This is a genomic window from Clostridium sp. CTA-5 (genome assembly GCF_054768135.1).
Window position 1 is genome coordinate 298345 of record NZ_BAAAAT010000003.1, and the last position, 18265, is coordinate 316609.

17 protein-coding genes are annotated in these 18265 nt (G+C 25.1%); 10 read left to right on the top strand and 7 right to left on the bottom strand.

Annotated features, from left to right (window positions below; translation table 11 throughout):
• Positions 1-343 precede the first annotated feature (343 nt).
• On the top strand, positions 344-784 hold the full coding sequence (dut, locus tag ACYUET_RS09340) for a dUTP diphosphatase (RefSeq protein WP_460279048.1): 441 nt from the start codon (positions 344-346) through the stop codon (positions 782-784).
• A 110-nt stretch (positions 785-894) separates the two neighbouring features.
• Here the strand turns inward: dut and abc-f are convergent, their stop codons facing one another.
• A complete protein-coding gene (gene abc-f, locus ACYUET_RS09345) occupies positions 895-2817 on the bottom strand; it encodes a ribosomal protection-like ABC-F family protein (protein ID WP_460279049.1) in 1923 nt (640 codons plus the stop codon).
• A gap of 339 nt (positions 2818-3156) precedes the next feature.
• Here abc-f and ACYUET_RS09350 point away from each other — a divergent pair, with 339 nt between their 5' ends.
• Positions 3157-3771 carry a TetR/AcrR family transcriptional regulator gene (locus ACYUET_RS09350; RefSeq protein ID WP_460279050.1) on the top strand — a complete coding sequence of 205 codons (615 nt, stop codon included), beginning with the start codon at positions 3157-3159 and terminating at the stop codon, positions 3769-3771.
• Between the two features lie 186 nt (positions 3772-3957).
• On the opposite strand, the gene ACYUET_RS09355 is transcribed toward ACYUET_RS09350, so the two are convergent.
• On the bottom strand, positions 3958-4593 hold the full coding sequence (locus ACYUET_RS09355; RefSeq protein ID WP_460279051.1) for a DUF4397 domain-containing protein: 636 nt from the start codon (positions 4591-4593) through the stop codon (positions 3958-3960).
• 8 nt (positions 4594-4601) lie between these two features.
• Positions 4602-5222, bottom strand: a complete 621-nt coding sequence (locus tag ACYUET_RS09360; RefSeq protein ID WP_460279052.1) for a hypothetical protein — start codon at positions 5220-5222, stop codon at positions 4602-4604.
• A gap of 206 nt (positions 5223-5428) precedes the next feature.
• On the opposite strand from ACYUET_RS09360, the gene ACYUET_RS09365 reads away from it, so the two are divergent.
• Positions 5429-6733: an aminotransferase class V-fold PLP-dependent enzyme gene (locus ACYUET_RS09365; protein WP_460279053.1), complete on the top strand. Its 1305-nt coding sequence runs from the start codon at positions 5429-5431 to the stop codon at positions 6731-6733.
• 52 nt (positions 6734-6785) lie between these two features.
• Here ACYUET_RS09365 and ACYUET_RS09370 read toward each other — a convergent pair whose 3' ends face one another.
• Positions 6786-8003 carry a 6-phosphofructokinase gene (locus ACYUET_RS09370; RefSeq protein WP_460279054.1) on the bottom strand — a complete coding sequence of 406 codons (1218 nt, stop codon included), beginning with the start codon at positions 8001-8003 and terminating at the stop codon, positions 6786-6788.
• Positions 8004-8228: 225 nt separating this feature from the next.
• Here ACYUET_RS09370 and ACYUET_RS09375 point away from each other — a divergent pair, with 225 nt between their 5' ends.
• Together ACYUET_RS09375 and ACYUET_RS09380 are read left to right on the top strand one after the other, a co-directional pair.
• The gene (locus tag ACYUET_RS09375) at positions 8229-8780 is read left to right on the top strand and encodes a manganese efflux pump MntP (protein ID WP_460279055.1); all 552 of its coding nucleotides are present in this window, start codon (positions 8229-8231) and stop codon (positions 8778-8780) included.
• 102 nt (positions 8781-8882) lie between these two features.
• On the top strand, positions 8883-9308 hold the full coding sequence (locus ACYUET_RS09380; protein ID WP_460279056.1) for a Fur family transcriptional regulator: 426 nt from the start codon (positions 8883-8885) through the stop codon (positions 9306-9308).
• A gap of 89 nt (positions 9309-9397) precedes the next feature.
• Here the strand turns inward: ACYUET_RS09380 and ACYUET_RS09385 are convergent, their stop codons facing one another.
• The 3 genes from ACYUET_RS09385 to ACYUET_RS09395 all read right to left on the bottom strand — a co-directional run bounded on the left by ACYUET_RS09385 (position 9398) and on the right by ACYUET_RS09395 (position 11689).
• Positions 9398-10192 carry a metal ABC transporter permease gene (locus tag ACYUET_RS09385; protein ID WP_460279057.1) on the bottom strand — a complete coding sequence of 265 codons (795 nt, stop codon included), beginning with the start codon at positions 10190-10192 and terminating at the stop codon, positions 9398-9400.
• Between the two features lie 201 nt (positions 10193-10393).
• Positions 10394-11068 (bottom strand): metal ABC transporter ATP-binding protein, encoded by a 675-nt coding sequence (locus tag ACYUET_RS09390; RefSeq protein ID WP_460279059.1) that lies wholly within the window; start codon positions 11066-11068, stop codon positions 10394-10396.
• Between the two features lie 180 nt (positions 11069-11248).
• Positions 11249-11689 carry a hypothetical protein gene (locus tag ACYUET_RS09395; protein WP_460279060.1) on the bottom strand — a complete coding sequence of 147 codons (441 nt, stop codon included), beginning with the start codon at positions 11687-11689 and terminating at the stop codon, positions 11249-11251.
• A 202-nt stretch (positions 11690-11891) separates the two neighbouring features.
• On the opposite strand from ACYUET_RS09395, the gene ACYUET_RS09400 reads away from it, so the two are divergent.
• The 5 genes from ACYUET_RS09400 (at position 11892) to gdhA (ending at position 18029) form a co-directional block, all read left to right on the top strand.
• Positions 11892-12299: a DUF6762 family protein gene (locus ACYUET_RS09400; protein WP_460279062.1), complete on the top strand. Its 408-nt coding sequence runs from the start codon at positions 11892-11894 to the stop codon at positions 12297-12299.
• Between the two features lie 333 nt (positions 12300-12632).
• Complete coding sequence (gene pepF, locus ACYUET_RS09405; protein ID WP_460279063.1) at positions 12633-14417, top strand: oligoendopeptidase F; 1785 nt, start codon at positions 12633-12635, stop codon at positions 14415-14417.
• Positions 14418-14645: 228 nt separating this feature from the next.
• Positions 14646-15626, top strand: coding sequence for a rhomboid family intramembrane serine protease (locus ACYUET_RS09410; RefSeq protein ID WP_460279064.1), 981 nt, complete (start codon positions 14646-14648; stop codon positions 15624-15626).
• Positions 15627-15754: 128 nt separating this feature from the next.
• Complete coding sequence (locus ACYUET_RS09415) at positions 15755-16366, top strand: hypothetical protein (protein ID WP_460279066.1); 612 nt, start codon at positions 15755-15757, stop codon at positions 16364-16366.
• A gap of 316 nt (positions 16367-16682) precedes the next feature.
• The gene (gene gdhA, locus ACYUET_RS09420; RefSeq protein WP_460279068.1) at positions 16683-18029 is read left to right on the top strand and encodes an NADP-specific glutamate dehydrogenase; all 1347 of its coding nucleotides are present in this window, start codon (positions 16683-16685) and stop codon (positions 18027-18029) included.
• Positions 18030-18265: the final 236 nt, after the last annotated feature.

Below are 18265 nucleotides of genomic sequence, written 5' to 3' on the forward strand. Positions count from 1 at the left end.
ATTCACTTAAAAATAGCATTAGGCACATTCAAAAAATAATAGACCAGTAAGCTCGTCTATTTTGTAAGTAAATTTAGCTAATGCTAGCTATTAACTGAACTTGCTTCCTTGTCTGACACAGAATATACAATGTCTCTTTGGTCTATTATTTTATTTCATGTGTCTTATAGAAAAAAGATTTATAATAATTAATAAAAATTCATCAATCTTTTTTTGATATTTATTTAATAATAATCTATAATCAAATAAGTTATATTAAAAAAATAATAAATTAGTATGTTTGCATATTTGGTTTATTATTTTCTTTAATATGCCTAAAACTTATATTAAAGCAGGTGGAAAAATGGATAAATATACATTGAAAATAAAAAGAATTAACGATAAAGCAATAATACCTAACTATGCACATGAAGGAGATGCAGGTTTAGATTTATATTCAGTAGATGAGATTATGCTATCTCCTGGAGAAAGAGCTCTAATACATACAGGAATACAAATAGAACTTCCAAAGAATACAGAAGCACAGATAAGACCAAGAAGTGGATTGGCATTAAAAAATGGAATAACAACTTTAAATTCTCCAGGAACTATAGATGAAGGATATAGAGGAGAAATAGGAGTTATTTTAATAAATCATAGTAATGAAGTTTTTAAGGTTGAAGAAGGAATGAAAATAGCCCAAATGGTTATAAAACCTGTATTTAAAGTAAATGTAATAGAGTCTAATGAATTAAGTAATACTGAAAGAAGTGCAAATGGTTTTGGATCATCTGGAATTAGATAACATACTTTTATACTAAAATATCAACATAGCAGGATAAAAAAATAGTTCTTAGCTTTAGGTTAAATTTTATTGTTTACCTGAGGCTAAGAACTTATAATTCAAGATAGTATTTATATACTAGATAATTCTTCCCATTCTTCATAAAGTTCTTCAATAATCTTTTCTTTTTCTTTGATTTCTTTATTAACTCTTTCACTTTCTGAAGGAACAGAATAAATTTCTTCTTTACATAATTCTTCTTGGAGTTTTAGTAAATCTTCTTCATTTTTACTTATGGTATCTTCAAGAGTTTTTATTTTATTTTTATGAGCTTTAAGTTCTTTATCTAAGGCTCTTTTTTTCTTTTTCTCTTCATTTATTTGAGTTTTGGTTTTATTAGAATTTGATTCAGTATAATGTTCAAATCTTAATGGATTTTTTTTCTTTTCATTATAATAACTATAATTACCTAAATAATCAACTACACCAGTTTCAGTAAGCTCTAATATTCGATTAATTACTTTATTTAAAAAGTATCTATCATGAGAAATTACGACTAATGTACCATCATAAGTTAATATGGCTTCTTCAAGAGCTTCTCTAGATGGTATATCTAAATGGTTAGTAGGCTCATCTAAAAGAAGTAAATTAGATTTTGATAACATTAGTTTTAATAGATTTATTCTACATTTTTCTCCACCGCTTAATTTATCAATTGTTTTAAAAACATCATCACCGATAAATAGAAATGAAGCAAGAATATTTCTTATTTCTGTTGTAGTTAATTCGGGAAAATCGTCCCAAACTTCATCTATTATAGTTTTATCCATATTAAGATCAGATTGTTCTTGATCATAATATCCAACATTTACATTGGCACCTAATACTTTTATACCAGTATCGCTCTTTATTTTATCCATTATTATATTAAACAAAGTTGTTTTACCACGACCATTTTCACCAATCAATGCAAGTTTTTCACCACGTTTTAGATCAAATGATAAATTAGAAAATAAGGTTTTTTTACCATAACTTTTTGATAAATTTTCAACATGCAATACATCATATCCACTTTTTACAGAAGTTTGAAAATTTATTTTTGATGCTGACTTTTCTTTATCTGGAGCATCTATTAATTCCATCTTATCAAGAGCTTTTTCTCTACTTTCAGCAGCTTTAATACTCTTTTCTCTATTAAAAGATCTAAATTTTTCTATAATTGCTTCTTGTCTTTTAATTTCAGATTGTTGAAGATTATAAGCCTTTAATTTAGTTTCATAATCTTTTTCTTTTAATTCTAAATATTTAGTATAAGAAGCGTTATAAGTATTTACATGTCCGTTTATAACTTGGAAAGTTATATTAGTAACAGAATCTAAAAAGAATCTATCATGTGATATAACTAAAACACTCCCCTTATAAGCTTTTAAATATTCCTCAAGCCATTCTATGGCATCTAAATCTAAGTGATTTGTAGGCTCGTCAAGTAATAATATATCAGGTTTTAAAAGTAGGAGTTTACAAAGTGCTACTCTTGTTTTTTGGCCACCACTTAATGTAGAGATTGATTTATCAAAATCACTTTCATCAAATCCCAACCCTTTAACAATACGAGATATTTCACCTTTATAAGTATAACCGCCTCTATTTTCATATAAATCTTGAGCAGTAGTATAATCTTTTATAATTTTTTCATGATAACTAGCATTATTTGCATCATAAGGTTCACTCATTTTTATTTGAAGTTTAGAAATTTTATTTTCTAACTGTATAAGGTCATCAAAAACTTTTAACATTTCATCATAGATACTATTATCAGAATTTAAATCTAAATGTTGAGATAAGTATCCTAAAGACTTATTTTTATCTATAAAAATTTCACCACTATCTTGAAGGATTTCTTTTGAAAGTATTTTAAATAGAGTTGATTTCCCTTCCCCATTTGAACCAATTATACCTACTTTATCCCCCTCATTAACGGAAAAGTTTACATCTTTTAAAATATCATTTATTCCATAACTTTTACTTATATCTTTGCAACTTAAAACAATCATTATTTATCCTCCAACGTTTTATTGTTATAATTGAATATATATAAGTTCCAATAAAGTTTGTTCATTAATATGAATCTTAGAATATTTATAAATATTATGACTCACGACTGTAGTTAGGAACTTATATAGAAAATTTATGATATATATACTTCTAACTAGAAAGTGTTAATTAAAGATATAATTTTCTATAAAAATTATATAAAAGATTATAAATGTATTAACTTAATTAGAACATATGTATATATATAAGAATATGGTGGAAAGTTCACATACCTTATATGATTATACTATTTTATAATATGTATATCAATTTAAGGCATCATATATGGAGGAATAAAAATGAACTTAGATGATAAAAAGGTTGATAGGGTTACCAAAAAAAAGCAAATGAAAGAAAAACAATTGTTTTCAGCAGGATATGATTTATTTCTTAATCAAGGAATAGAAAAGACAGCTATAAATGATATTGTAAATAAAGCAGGTGTTGCTAAAGGTACGTTTTATCTTTATTTTAAAGATAAATATGATTTATTAAATAAACTTATATTAAAGAAGAGTAATAAGATATTCAATGAAGCGTTAAACGCAACAGTTAGTACATCTATTGATGATTTTGGTGAGAGAGTATTGTTTTTTATAGATTATGTTATAAATGCTTTAAAGAATAATATATTACTTCTTAAACTTATAAATAAAAATATATCGTGGGGATTATATAGAAAAACTATAATGAGACAAGAAGAATATGAAAATGGGAGAATGGTAATAGAAATTTTTATAAATAATTTAACTAAACAAGGAATGAGCAGAGAAGAAGCTGAAATGACATTATTCATGATAATTGAATTAGTAGGAAGTGTATGTTTTACTACAATTGTATTTGAAGAACCAACAGATATAGAAACTATAAAGCCTATTCTATTTAAGAAGATTTTAGCGATGCTAAAAGTATAAATTAATAAGGCACATTCAAAAAATAATAGACAAAGCTTCTTTGATCTATTATTTTTTGAATGTGCCTAAAATTATATGTAATTAAGATTAATAATGTACAATTAATGAATAGAAGAAAGGTTTAATAAACTTTCATTATTAATTGCACATTATTAAAATAACTTAAAAAGCTACAATAATATTATTTTATTTGCCTTTCTTATTAATATTATCTTTAACAAGTATATACCCAATGTCAGGAGACCCTTTCATCATTCCAACAATATATATTGTAATAGACATATCACTTTTTAAATTAATTGCATTTATAAATTTATTGAAATTACCCATACCAGATGATACAACAAAATTATATATTCCTGGAGAAAGAGGATAGTAGTTATTAGTTTCTAAATAACTAGCTTCATTAAATAATATAGGTCCATTTGGTAAACCTAAAGATAATACAGGAGAGTCAGGAGAAAGATTAATAAATCTTACATACGACAAAAATTGATTATAGTTACAATTACAATCTGTATCATCTAAAGTAAAAAAATTTACTTTATTATTCTCCAAAACTACATTAGCAGTAGTAAAGGAGTTAGGTAATAATTCTATAGATTTTGACATTATAGGAGTATCTTTTGTAGAGGTTTTAAATAATTGTATATCATGTTTACCTGTTGGAAGTGTTACATATTTAGTAACTTGTCCAAAAGCGAGATTTTGGTGAAGTAAATTTCCATCTGAATAGATATCTACATTAGGTGCATTAGGTACAGTATGGATAAATCTAATATTAGCTTTTAAATCTGGTAATGAACTTCTAAATAAAAACATATAGATCACTACTCCTTATTACAATATTTTAGTGATAATTTAATTATCCTTTTAATAATAAGTCTTGAAATTGGAGAAGGAACATTATAAGAAGATAGTGTATTTATTATAGCTGGATTTTCCTTTTCAATTTTAGCATAAATTTTATTAATATCATTATCACAGCAATTTCTTTCTAAATCCATGCTTTCATCAAGATCAAGATCAAAACTTCTTAAGATTTCATCAGGAGTTAATATTCTTTTGATATTATTGTTAATATTAGGGTTATTAGTATTAGATGTATTGGTATTAGGATTATTAGTATTAAAAAGATTATTATTGTTATTAGACATATTAGCATTTAATTCATTATAATATGAATGTAATTCAGAACCTACAGTTTCAGAAGGAAACAATTCTGAGTATTGTTTATTGTTAAACTGTTCATTAGAATTAAAAATTGTATCATTTCTAAAATAAAAAGGAATATTATTATTAAAAAGTGACTTATTAAAATTATTTAAGGGTGTTGTAAGTGATAAGTCATAATTAAAATTTAAATCTGTTTTTAATGGAAAAAAGTTTATATCATAAGTATTTTTAGAATCAGAATAAGATTCAGACATATATTTTTGATCAGGTTTCATTATTATATTACCTCCTTATATTTCCTTATAAATATATGAATATAAAGAATTATTTGTTACATTTTATAATATGAATGAATACAAATATATATTACACTAGGCGCATTAAAGCAAATAATAATTCAATTATGTACATTGTTTAAGAATGTATTAATGATGGCACAATAAATAAGAAAATTGAATAGGATATATTGGAGGAGATGTATATGAAGTTAAGGGATTATAAAGAGATTAGGGATTTGTTTTTTGGAATAGATGAAAAAGTATACGATTATAATGGGCATCGTATAGATTCTATAAACTTTGATAACGCAGCTACAACTCCTGTTTTTAAATCAACCTTTCCATATATAAAAGGATTTAGTAAAACTTATGCATCTATAGGAAGAGGTACTGGTCAAAAGGCAGAAATAACAACTCAACTTTATTATGAATCAAAGAGTTTTTTAATGGATTTTTTCCACATAAAGGATAGAGATAAATATACCGTAATTTATGTAAATAATACGACTGAAGGTATAAATAAATTAGCTAAAACTTTAACTAAAAATGATGATGAAATAGTGCTTATTTCAAGAATGGAACATCATTCTAATGATTTACCATGGAGAAAAAGAGGGAAAGTAGAGTATATTGAAATTGATAAAGAGGGAAGACTTAATTTTGAAGAACTAGAAGAAAAATTAAGTAATAGTTTAGGAAAAATAAGATATGTATCTTTAACAGGAGCTTCTAATGTAACTGGATATATTAATGATATTCATAAAATAGCTAAAATTGTTCATAAGTATGAAGCTAGATTAATAGTGGATGCTGCACAACTTGTAGCTCATAAAGAAATTAATATTAGTGGAAGCTGTGAAGAAGAAAAAATTGATTTCTTAGTATTTTCTTCTCATAAAATATATTCACCATTTGGAATAGGAGTAATAATAGGTCTTAAGGAGGAGTTTAAAAATTCTTTACCAGATTATTTAGGAGGAGGAACTGTTGAATTAGTTTTAGATAATGAAGTTAAGTATCTTGAACCACCTGAAAAAAATGAAGCAGGAACACCAAATTTTTTGGGAGTTATGGCTTTAATTAATTCTCTTAAAATTGTAAGAACTATTCAATATTCTTTTATAGAAGAGCATGAGAAAATTCTTTTAAAGAGAATATTACAAGGTTTAGCAAGCATCCCTAAAGTGATAAACTATGGAGATACTATAAATATTTATGATAGACTAGGAATAGCAGTATTTAATATAGATGGATTCTATCATAGGGATGTAGCAGAAATATTAGCTAAGAAAAGAGGAATTTCTGTAAGACATGGATGGTTCTGTGCACATCCATACTGTAGAAGATTAATGAATGTAAGCGAAGAAGAAGCAAAGTGTTTCTTAGAAGATTATAATAAAAAAATGCCTGGAATGATAAGAGTAAGTTTTGCACCATATAATACTGTAAAAGAAGTAGATTTGTTTTTAAATGCAATAGAAGATATTGTTTCAGGAAAGTTGAAATGATGTGGTTAGGGGCCTCATAGAAAAACTAAAGAGCCCCTATTTTTTATTTTGGTTAATTATTGAAAACTTTATACTTTGGTAAATTATTTTCCAAGTTTAAAGTAGGAATACCTTCTATTAATGGTTCAAAATAAGAGAAAGCTTCTTGGTTTACAAAGTTACCTTCTTCATTAATCCATTCGACAGGGAAATATCTTACATTATTTGCTATTTTATTTGCATCTACTAAAAAGTAAGAGGCTTCATATTGAGTTCCCTCTTCTCTTTTTATAGCTACCATTTTACCAGTTTCACCTTGTAGTGCATATTCTAAAGCTAAATATCCGACTTTATGAGCTTCTTCTAAATCTCGACCAGAAGCACAGTGCATAGCACATCTTTGAAGAATTCCAAGTTCTAAGGCCTTTACTCTTGTAGTAATACCAGATTTAAGTATTATTTCTCTAAGGTATTCTCCAACCCCGCCTAATTGAGCATGTCCGAACTTATCATTTGAAATACATTCAAATTCAGATACAAATTTACCGTCTTTATTTTTTATTCCTTCTGAGACAACAATATAAACTTTATTTTGCTTATCAAATTTTTCTTTAACATCTTTAAGAAATTTTTCTTCATCGAATATAGATTCAGGAAGGTATATAAAATCAGCTACAGGTTTATTATTAATTCTAGCAATACAAGCAGAAGCAGCTAACCATCCAGTATCTCTTCCCATAGTTTCTAATATAAAGATACCATTATTAACATAAACTGATGAATCTAAATAAGTTTCTAATACAGATGTAGTAATAAATTTTGCTGCACTACCAAATCCAGGTGTATGATCAGTATATACTAAATCATTATCAATGGTTTTAGGAATACCTATAAATGTTATATCTATATTATTCTTTTTTGCATATTCTGAAAGCTTAGCAGTAGTATCCATAGAATCATTTCCGCCAACATAGAAAAATGATGTTATATCATATTCTTTTAGTATTTGCATTAATCTTTCATATTCTTCTGAAGAATCTTTTGAATTTTTTAATTTATATCTACAAGAACCTAATCCTGAGGATGGCGTATATCTAAAATTTTGTATATGATTTTCATCAATTGATGAAAGATCTATTATATTTTTATTTAAAATTCCTTCGATACCATTTAATCCACCATATACTTTATCAAAGGCTTTAAGTTTTTTATTTCCGTTTATTAGGCCAACTACACTAGAATTAATTACAGATGTAGGACCTCCTGATTGTGCTATGATACAATTTGACATTAAAAACGCTCCTTTTTAAACCTATTAGTTTAAATGTGATATACTATTTAGGCATTAATCATACTCTATTTAATAATATACAATAAAAAATGTATTTAATAAAGAGTTTTTTTAAATTTTTTACACATAATTTAAATTTTTTAATTATTTCTGCATATATTTTCAGTTTCATAATTATTATTAATATAAGCATTATAATAATTAATAGATTGGAAAGTGATATGTATGAGTTTAAGTGGAGCTATATTAATAGGAATTGCTTTAGCAATGGATGCTTTAGGAGTAACATTGGGAATAGGAGTTAACCCATTACTTAAAAAAGTAAATAAGATTAAGTTTATATTCTCTTTTACAATTTTTCAGTTTTTGTTTAGCTATATTGGAGGTATATTAGGATATTTGTTTGATACATATGTTGTAAGTATCTCTTCTTTTGCTGGTGGAATAATAATGGGAATAATAGGATTATTAATGATAATTGATGGATTTAAAAATGAAGATAGCAGTTTTTTAATAAAAAATAGTACATGCATAATTCTTGGAATATCAGTTAGCATAGATGCGCTTGTAATAGGTTTTACTAATTTTCATCATTTAGGAACAAATACACTTTTATTTCTTTATTCATTATTAATGGGATTAATAGCAATGTTTATGTGTACAACAGGATTTTTTGTTTGTAGATATATAAAAAAAAATAATTTTATTAATAGATATGCTAATTTTTTAGGTGGAATGTTTTTAGTATTATTTGGAGCTAAAATAATATTTTTTTAATTAAAAAATGTATTTGGTTTAGTATTTTCTTTTAGGTGCCTAACTGAGATAATATCATATATGCTATAATATATGATATTATAGTTGTTAGGGGATATATCAATGGAGTTAAAAGATTTTTTAAGAACAAATGGGATAAAAATTACTAAAGCAAGAGTTGAAATGTTAAACATATTAAAGAGTTATGAGTTTAGTTTAAGTGCGGAGAAAATATACCAAATATTAAAGAAAAATAATATAGATATAAATTTAAGTACTATTTATAGAACATTAGAATTATTTGAAGAAAAAAATATTATTGATAAAATAGTACTTGAAGATGGTGTATTTTCTTATAAGCTTAAGAAAAAAACGCATATGCATCTTTTACAATGTGATATATGTCATAGAAAAGTTGAAATTCCATGTCCTATGACTCAAATAGAGGAAATGGTACAAAGTAAAACAGGATTTACATTAATGGAACACAATATTGATATTGTTCTTAAGGGTGTTTGTAAAGAGTGTAAAAATAGTAAGAAAAAATAATTATTTATATATAACACATATTAAAAAGACATCTATGAAAATCTAATTTGATTTTTCATAGATGCCTTAATATTTTATCTATGTTTTTACTATTTTTTTAATCCACTTTTTAGCACTAATGTTAGTATTAATGTGATAACAGAAGTAAGAGCTATTGTTCCACCTGGTGCACTATTAATATAATATGAAAGCATAAGCCCTAACATAACATCTAAAAATCCAAATAAGATTGCAAAAAGTAATGTTTTATTAAAACCTCTTTTTAATTGCATTGCAGTTGCTACAGGGACAACTATTATAGATGAAACTACTAAAACTCCCATAATTCTTATTGAAAGAGAAATGGTAGCCCCTACAAGTAAAGTAAATATGTAATTTATCAATTTAACATTAATTCCATTAGTTTTAGCGCCATCCTCATCGAATGTTACATATATTAACTTATTGTATATTAAAATTAATAACAATATACATATAACACCAATAATAGAAATTAATAATATGTCCGGTTTTGTAACAGTTAAAATACTACCAAATAAAAAAGAATCTACCTTTGTGGCAGCTTTACCACTACTTATTAAAATAATTGCTATACCTAAGCTTAAAGTTAAAACAATCGACATAACTAGTTCAGAATACTTTTTATAGTAGCTTCTTAAAAATTCGATTATAATAGCACAAAATGATGTAAATATAAATGCTGTAAGCAAAGGATTTATTCCTATTACAAGTCCTATTGCTACGCCAGCAAATGATGAATGCGATAATGTATCACCAATCATAGAATTTCTTCTTAGAACAATAAAAAGTCCAATAAATGGACACAATATTGACACAATAAATCCTGCCATAAATGCATTTTGCATAAAATTTAATTCAAACATATATGAGAGTACCTTTCTAATAGATATATTTAAAACTTCTTTTAGGCACATGAAATAAAATAATAGATCAAAGAGACGTTATATATTTTGCGTCAGACAAGGAAGTAAATTTAGTTAATAAAAAGCTATTAGCTAAATTTGCTGACGCAGTATCACACAAAATAGACAAGCATACTGGTCTATTATTTTTTTGAATATGCCTTATATAGCAAAAGAAGTTTGTTTTTCATTTTTTAGATGTTTAACAAATTCATCAGTTGTATATAAGTTAAGAGTACCATTATGTATTTTTAAAATGTGAGTAGAATACTTAATTGCAATCTTGGTATTATGCTCAACTGAAATTATAGTTTTACCGAAATCTTTATTTAAACTTTTTAATAATGGATAAATTTCATTTTGATTTTTTTCATCAACACCAGTTGAGGGTTCATCTAGTATTATTAAATCTGGATTTCCTATTAAAGCTCTTGCTATAAATATCCTTTGTTGTTGACCTCCAGAAAGATTTCCTATTAGATTATTTTTAAAGTTTTCCATATTAACTTTTTTTAAAGCTTCATTTATTTTAGTCTGATTCTTTATTCCCATAGTTTTAGCATGTATTGATAGAATTTCATTTATAGTTATAGGAAATTGAGAATTAAAACTGTCTAATCTTTGAGGTACATAGGAAATATTATTAAAATCTAAATTTATAGATCCGGAAGTAGGTTTTAATAAACCTAAAATTAGTTTTATTAAAGTACTTTTACAGCTACCATTTTCTCCTAATATAGATAAATAAATGCCATCTGGAATTTTAATGTTTATATTTTGTAAAAGTGGTTTACATTTATTTGTATATGAAAATGATAAATTATTTATATTAATCAAAAAATAATCAGCTCCTTAAAAAATCTAGTTAGATATTACATCTAAAAGCTTAAATATATTATATACTTACTTGCAAATTAGTTGCAACTATTACTTAAAACTATTAACAGAGTTGTTAGTTTTAAGTAATAGTTAATATATAGATCTGGTATTTCAATTATTTCCAAATTATATATAAATTTACTCATTAGATGATATAAGAGGATATATTTTTTCTAATATCCAAGAATTATTTTTATCTTTTCTAAAATTTCCTTGTAATGATGTTTGTTTATGAGGCTCTGATTTAGAAAGACCAGATGCTTCTACTACAGCAGTCTCACCATCAGAGTATATCAAATCCATTTGCTGTACTCTTAAAAGCTTATCTTTATCACTTAATCCACTAGTAAAGTTATATTCTACAGAGTAAGCTAAATCTGTACATTTATTTGTAAGATATAATTTTTTTGCTGTAAAAAAACCAATAGATATGATAATAAATAGAGATAAAAATATTCTTAAATAGCTTTTTAAAATCTTTTTTTTTCTATGTTTATTTAACCTTTTTTTCTTATGTTTATTTAATTTAAGTGGTTTATTTCTATTTTTATTCATTTGTGATGAATTTTTTGTGTTCATATAATACCTCCTTAAACGTTAACATTAAGAAAATATTACCATATTTTTCCAAATAATAAAATAGTCATATGTAATATTTAGGAAAAATATTAATAAAAGAGGAATCTCTATTGCTTATTAGGATAAAATGTACTTATAATGTATTTATTACATTAGGCGCATTAAATTTTGTGCCTAAACACTAAGAGGATGGTGCATAGTTATGGATTTTTCAAGTTTAGTATTAATGGAAAAAGATAAAGAAACAGGATTTATAAAAAAAGAATTAGGAAGTTTTGAAGTTAGTGAAGGTGGAATTTGTGTTAAAAAGTTTTATGTTTTAGATGAAATAGTATATATGTATTTTGATACTAATAAAAACGTAGAAGAATGGGAATATTCAGCTATATATGATTTATTTAATACTGAATCTTTTATAGAAAAAGGATATGAAATTCAAGAAGATTTAGAAGAATATAATCCTACATATATTATAAAATTTAAATATGAAGATGATTTCCAAGTTATGAAAGAAAAAGTACAAGAATGTATTTATTTAATTGAAGAAGAAATGAATAATGTATGGGAAAATATTAAAGATAAGAAAGAAGAATATATTGATCAAGAATAATTTATAAGGAATAATGCATCGTAAAATAAATAACTAGTCAAAGATTTAGTAGTTTTTTTTTGAACTAGACAAGGAAATAAATACATTTAATACTACTGCTATTAGCTGTATTTGATTACTCAGTATAGTACAAAAAAGACAATAATACTGACTATTTATTTGGAGATGCCTAAATACTAAAGGGAGTGTTTTAAAATCAATGTAATATATAAGTTGATATTAAATGTAAAGTTCATCGACAGAGAAGTTTGCTATTATACTTAATATCAACATTAGTTTAAATATAGTGAATAAAAACATCCCTTTAAATTGTTTTAGAGGAGGGAAAGATTAATGGAAGATTTAAAAAAGAGAGAAGAAATTGATTCTAAGTTTAAATGGAAGGTAGAAAAAGTATATAAAAATATTGATGATTGGGAAAAAGATTTTGAGGACTTAAAGAATGAAGCACCTAATTTAAAGAAGTTTTCTGGCAATTTAACAACTGGCGAGAAGATATTAGAATATCTAAAATTAAATGAAAAGATATCAAGGAAAGCAGAAAAATTATATGTTTATGCACATTTAAAATCAGATGAAGATACTTCAAATTCAACATATCAAAGTTTAATGAGTAAGATTGATATATATATGGCGGAATTTGCTGGATATACTTCGTTCTTTGTTCCAGAAATTTTAAGCTTAGATGATGGGTTTATTGAAAAAGAAATAGAAAAATTAGATGAATTGAAACCCTTTAAATTTTTATTTGATGATATATTAAAAGAAAAACCACATATATTATCAAAAGAAATGGAAGAATTATTAGCATTAGCTTCAGATTGCTTAGATGCTCCATCTGATATTCATAATATTTTAACCAATGCTGATATGAGCTTTGGTAAGATAAAAAATGAAGATGGAAAGGACGTGGAATTAACTGAAGGAAATTATTCATCTTTTATAAGAAGCAAGGATAGAGAAGTTAGAAAAAATGCATTTAAACAATTATTTGGTGAATATAAAAAATTACAAAATACATTAGCTACATCTTTAACATGTTCAATTAAAAATTTTAATTTCAATAGTAAAGTAAGAAAGTATAATTCAGCAATAGAAGCTTCTCTTAACCCTAATAATATTCCAGTAGAAGTATATAAAAATGCAGTGAAGGTTATAGATAATAATTTAGATTCACTTCATAGATATGTTGATGTGAAAAAGAAGCTTTTAGGCTTAGATGAAATTCATATGTATGATCTATATGTTCCAGTTATTGAAACTCCAAAAGAAAAAATAGACTTTAATAAAGGAGTAGAAATTGTATTAGAAGCATTAAAACCTTTAGGAGATGAGTATTTAACTATTTTTAAAAGTGGAATAGAGGATGGTTGGATAGATATATATGAAAATAAGGGAAAAAAAGGTGGAGCATATTCATGGGGGGGATATGATACAATGCCATATGTTCTTTTAAATTATAATAATGAATTAGGTGATGTTTCTACATTAGCACATGAGATGGGTCATTCTATTCATTCTTATTATTCAAGAAAAGAACAATCATATTATTATGCAGGATATACATTATTCTGTGCTGAGGTAGCTTCTACAACTAATGAATCAATATTAATTCATCATTTAATTGAAAAAGAGAAAGATGAAAAGAAAAAACTTTATTTAATTAATCAAGAATTAGAACAAATTAGAACTACAGTATTTAGACAGTTAATGTTTGCAGAGTTTGAATTATATACTCATGAAAGCTTAGAAAAAGGAATGCCTTTAACAGCAGAAGACTATAATAAAGCATGGCATGACTTAAATGTTAAATATTTTGGAGATAAGATTATAATTGATGAAGAAATTGATGTTGAATGGTCAAGAATTCCTCATTTTTATTCAGATTTTTATGTGTATCAATATGCTACAGGATATGCAGCAGCTTCAGCATTTTCAAATTCAATATTAAATGGAGAAGAAGATGCAGTAGCTAAATATAAGATGTTTTTAAAAGCAGGAGGCAGTGACTATCCAATAAATATATTAAAAAATTCGGGTGTAGATATGACAACAGACAAACCTTTAGAAGCAACAATAAAAAGATTTAATGAGTTGTTGGATATGTTAGATAGATAAGATTAAATATGTTATATAAAAATAAATAAACTATGTTTTAAAATATAAATAACTACTTAAAACATAGTAAGTGAATAGAGGACTATCTCAAAGGCATAAAGATGTTTTTGAGGCAGCCTCTTTTTAATATATTATAGTATTGGTTATATTAATTAATGAAAAATTTATTTTATAAATGTTTTAAATTTTTATTAATAGATTAATTATAGATAAGGGGGAGCAAAATAAATGATTGAGTTTAGTAATATATTGTATAAATATTTAATAAATAATGAGTACTTTTATATGAAACAATACTATAGTAACTTTCATAAAAATGAATGCTATATTGCAATAAAAGATATACAAGAATATATATATTGTGTTTTAGTAACAGATGAAAAATATGAAGAAGTAGATGTTTATGAAGCATTTGAATACATAAAGACATTGGGAAAATCTTTTGTATTTAATTTAGTTGTTTTATCAAATGGGGAATATGTAAATAGAAATCAAGAATATGTTAATAAAATAATTATTGATAAAAAAACATATAATACTATTTCATATGATGGTTCTTGTAAGCCATTAGAAGCTATAATTAATCAGTATGCTAAAAGAGATGAAGTTAAAGTAAATAAATATTTAAATAACAAAAGGATCACATTAATTATAATGGGCATAAATATTATACTTTTTCTAGTAACGGCATTTCTATCCAAAAGTATATTTTCTATAGATGTAGATGTATTAATAGATTTTGGGGCAAAATATAATAAACTTATTTATGAAGGAGAAATTTGGAGACTAGTAACATGTGCATTTTTACATGGAGGATTAATTCATATATCAGGCAATATGTATATGTTATATATATTAGGACCACAAGTAGAAAAAATTTATGGTATTAAGAATTATATAAGTATATATTTAATATCAAGTATAACAGGTAGTTTATTGAGTTTTTTACTTAGTCCGTATGTATCAATAGGAGCTTCAGGAGCAATATTTGGATTATTAGGGGCAATTTTAGTTTTTGCAATAAAGGAAAGACATAAAATAGAAAAAAGTTCAATTATAAATTTAATAGGAATAATAGTATTAAATTTAATAATTGGTTTTAGTATTGCTAATGTAGATAATAAAGCACATATTGGAGGATTTTTAGGTGGTATAATATCAGGATACTTAATTTTAAGTTTCAAGAAAAGATTAAATAGATATGTTTAAATTAAGTTTGATTAAAGTACAAAGAATAGATTACAAGTAAAAACATTTGTTAAAACTATATTCATATTAGAATATGAATATAGTTTTAAAATATAGCCTAATTAAGAAGTGAGAAGGAGAGATTTAGTTTGAAAAAAAAGATGACATATGATCAGATAATAACTATATTAGTAGCAATTTATTTAGTATTACATTCAATTGTTAATGTAGTATTTTATGATGGAAATAAAGTTGGAAGAATTGCTTTAATTTTTATAGCTATTATAGCTATGAAAATTATTTTTTCTTTTACATTTATGAAAAGATCTAAAATTATGTATATTTTAGGATTAATCTTTATAATTATGTCTATATATTTAGGAAATGTATTAAATATTTACACATATATAACTTATTATGATAAAATTCTTCACTTGGCTTCGGGAATTATATTAGGGATAGTTGGTTTTGCTATATATATTTATTTTGAATATAAAGAGAAAAATAAATTGAATGCTAAATTTGCAGTAATATTTACATTTATATTTGCAATTGCTATGGCTGGAGCATGGGAGATATGGGAGTTTTTAACAGATCAAATATTTGGTCTAACTTCTCAAAATAATAGTTTACTTGATACAATGACAGATATAATTTGTGGAACAGTTGGAGGGGTACTTATATTACCATTAATTTATATGCATACAAAAGGTAACAAAATAAAATTTTTAGAGGTTGTTATTAAAGAAATCACAGAGTAAAGTTTTGTTAATAAATTATCAATAAAAAAGAGCAAAAACAGATATATTGTTAATATTTTATATAATTAAATAATTTTATGGTAAAAAATATGGAATTAATGTATTATTATAGGTGATTATAAAATTTGGATTTTAATCCAAATAATAGCCTGGAAATCTTACTTATTTTGCATTGTACTAAAGCATAAAAATTAGTTGATATTATGAGTTGATTTTATTTTTAATTTGTTTAATACAAAATACACTAAGAATTTCAAAAAAATATTTTATTATAATATTCAATTTTTTTATAAAATTTAAGGAGATGAATTTAATTATGGAAGCAAAACAATATGTTGACAAAGTGTTAAATAAAATTAATAAGACAAACCCAGGAGAAAAAGAATTTATAGATGCATCTAAGGAAGTGTTAATTTCTTTAGTACCTGTATTTCAAAAACATCCTGAATTTATTAAAGCTTCTTTACTTGAAAGAATAGTTGAGCCAGAAAGACAAATAATATTTAGAGTACCTTGGATGAATGATAATGGTCAGATAGAAGTAAATAGAGGATTTAGAGTTCAATTCAATAATGCAATAGGACCTTATAAAGGTGGATTAAGATTTCACCCATCAGTTAATTTAAGTATAATAAAATTTTTAGGATTTGAACAAATTTTTAAGAATTCTTTAACAGGTTTACCAATAGGCGGAGCAAAAGGTGGAGCTGATTTTGATCCTAAAGGAAAATCAGCTAATGAAATTATGAGATTTTGTCAAAGTTTTATGTCTGAATTATACAAATATATTGGGGGAAATATGGACGTTCCAGCAGGTGATATTGGTGTTGGAGGAAGAGAAATAGGTTATCTTTATGGATATTATAAAAAGTTAAAGTCTTTAAGTGAACAAGGTGTTTTAACAGGAAAAGGATTAACATTTGGGGGAAGTTTAGCTAGAACTGAAGCTACAGGATATGGATTAGTATATTTTTCAGAAGAAATGTTAAATGATAATGGTATGAGTTTAAAAGGAAAAACAGTTGTTGTTTCAGGCTCAGGTAATGTTGCTATATATGCAACACAAAAGGCTCAAGAATTAGGTGCTAAAGTGGTAGCATTAAGTGATTCAAATGGATATATCTATGATGAAAATGGAATTGATATAAATGTAATTAAAGATATAAAAGAAGTTAGAAGAGGAAGAATTAAAGAATATTTAGATTTTGTACCTAATGCTAAGTATCAAGAAGGATGCAATAAAATATGGGAAATAAAATGTGATATAGCTCTTCCATGTGCAACTCAAGGAGAAATTAATAAGCAATCTGCTGAAATATTAGTTGCTAATGGAGTTGAAGTTGTAGCTGAAGGCGCTAATATGCCTTCGACATTAGAAGCGATAGAATTATTTCAAAATAATAATGTATTATTTGGACCAGCTAAAGCGGCTAATGCTGGTGGTGTGGCTTGTTCAGCACTTGAAATGTCACAAAATAGTTTGAGATTATCTTGGACATTTGAAGAAGTAGATGAAAAACTTAAAGAAATAATGAAAAATATTTATCATAATGCTAAAAAATCAGCAGAAGAGTATGGACAACCAGGAAATATATTAATGGGTGCTAATATAGCTGGATTTATGAAAGTAGCAGAAGCTATGATGGCTCAAGGTCTTGTATAATTAAATAAAATAATATAAAAGAATTGACCCTTAAATTTATTTACTTGTGTTTTTAAATTTAAGGGTTTTAAATTAGTCTAGTATTTTTTATGTGCCTAAAACAAAGAATTATTTAAAATAGACATAATTCATAATATTATTAATAAATATTTTAATATAAGGGTAACATAAAAATATAAACTATATGTAAAAGAAAAGTTAAAGAAATTAAGAAAAGCAAAGGTAAATGATTACAT

Bases quoted from the DNA above. Each gene is read 5' to 3' on its own strand.
- ACYUET_RS09355 (WP_460279051.1), bottom strand. From the start codon at position 4,593: ATGTTTTTATTTAGAAGTTCATTACCAGATTTAAAAGCTAATATTAGA.
- gdhA (WP_460279068.1), top strand. From the start codon at position 16,683: ATGGAAGCAAAACAATATGTTGACAAAGTGTTAAATAAAATTAATAAG.
- ACYUET_RS09365 (WP_460279053.1), top strand. From the start codon at position 5,429: ATGAAGTTAAGGGATTATAAAGAGATTAGGGATTTGTTTTTTGGAATA.
- ACYUET_RS09400 (WP_460279062.1), top strand. From the start codon at position 11,892: ATGGATTTTTCAAGTTTAGTATTAATGGAAAAAGATAAAGAAACAGGA.
- pepF (WP_460279063.1), top strand. From the start codon at position 12,633: ATGGAAGATTTAAAAAAGAGAGAAGAAATTGATTCTAAGTTTAAATGG.
- ACYUET_RS09360 (WP_460279052.1), bottom strand. From the start codon at position 5,222: ATGAAACCTGATCAAAAATATATGTCTGAATCTTATTCTGATTCTAAA.
- ACYUET_RS09370 (WP_460279054.1), bottom strand. From the start codon at position 8,003: ATGTCAAATTGTATCATAGCACAATCAGGAGGTCCTACATCTGTAATT.
- ACYUET_RS09350 (WP_460279050.1), top strand. From the start codon at position 3,157: ATGAACTTAGATGATAAAAAGGTTGATAGGGTTACCAAAAAAAAGCAA.
- abc-f (WP_460279049.1), bottom strand. From the start codon at position 2,817: ATGATTGTTTTAAGTTGCAAAGATATAAGTAAAAGTTATGGAATAAAT.
- dut (WP_460279048.1), top strand. From the start codon at position 344: ATGGATAAATATACATTGAAAATAAAAAGAATTAACGATAAAGCAATA.
- ACYUET_RS09375 (WP_460279055.1), top strand. From the start codon at position 8,229: ATGAGTTTAAGTGGAGCTATATTAATAGGAATTGCTTTAGCAATGGAT.
- ACYUET_RS09395 (WP_460279060.1), bottom strand. From the start codon at position 11,689: ATGAACACAAAAAATTCATCACAAATGAATAAAAATAGAAATAAACCA.
- ACYUET_RS09385 (WP_460279057.1), bottom strand. From the start codon at position 10,192: ATGTTTGAATTAAATTTTATGCAAAATGCATTTATGGCAGGATTTATT.
- ACYUET_RS09410 (WP_460279064.1), top strand. From the start codon at position 14,646: ATGATTGAGTTTAGTAATATATTGTATAAATATTTAATAAATAATGAG.
- ACYUET_RS09380 (WP_460279056.1), top strand. From the start codon at position 8,883: ATGGAGTTAAAAGATTTTTTAAGAACAAATGGGATAAAAATTACTAAA.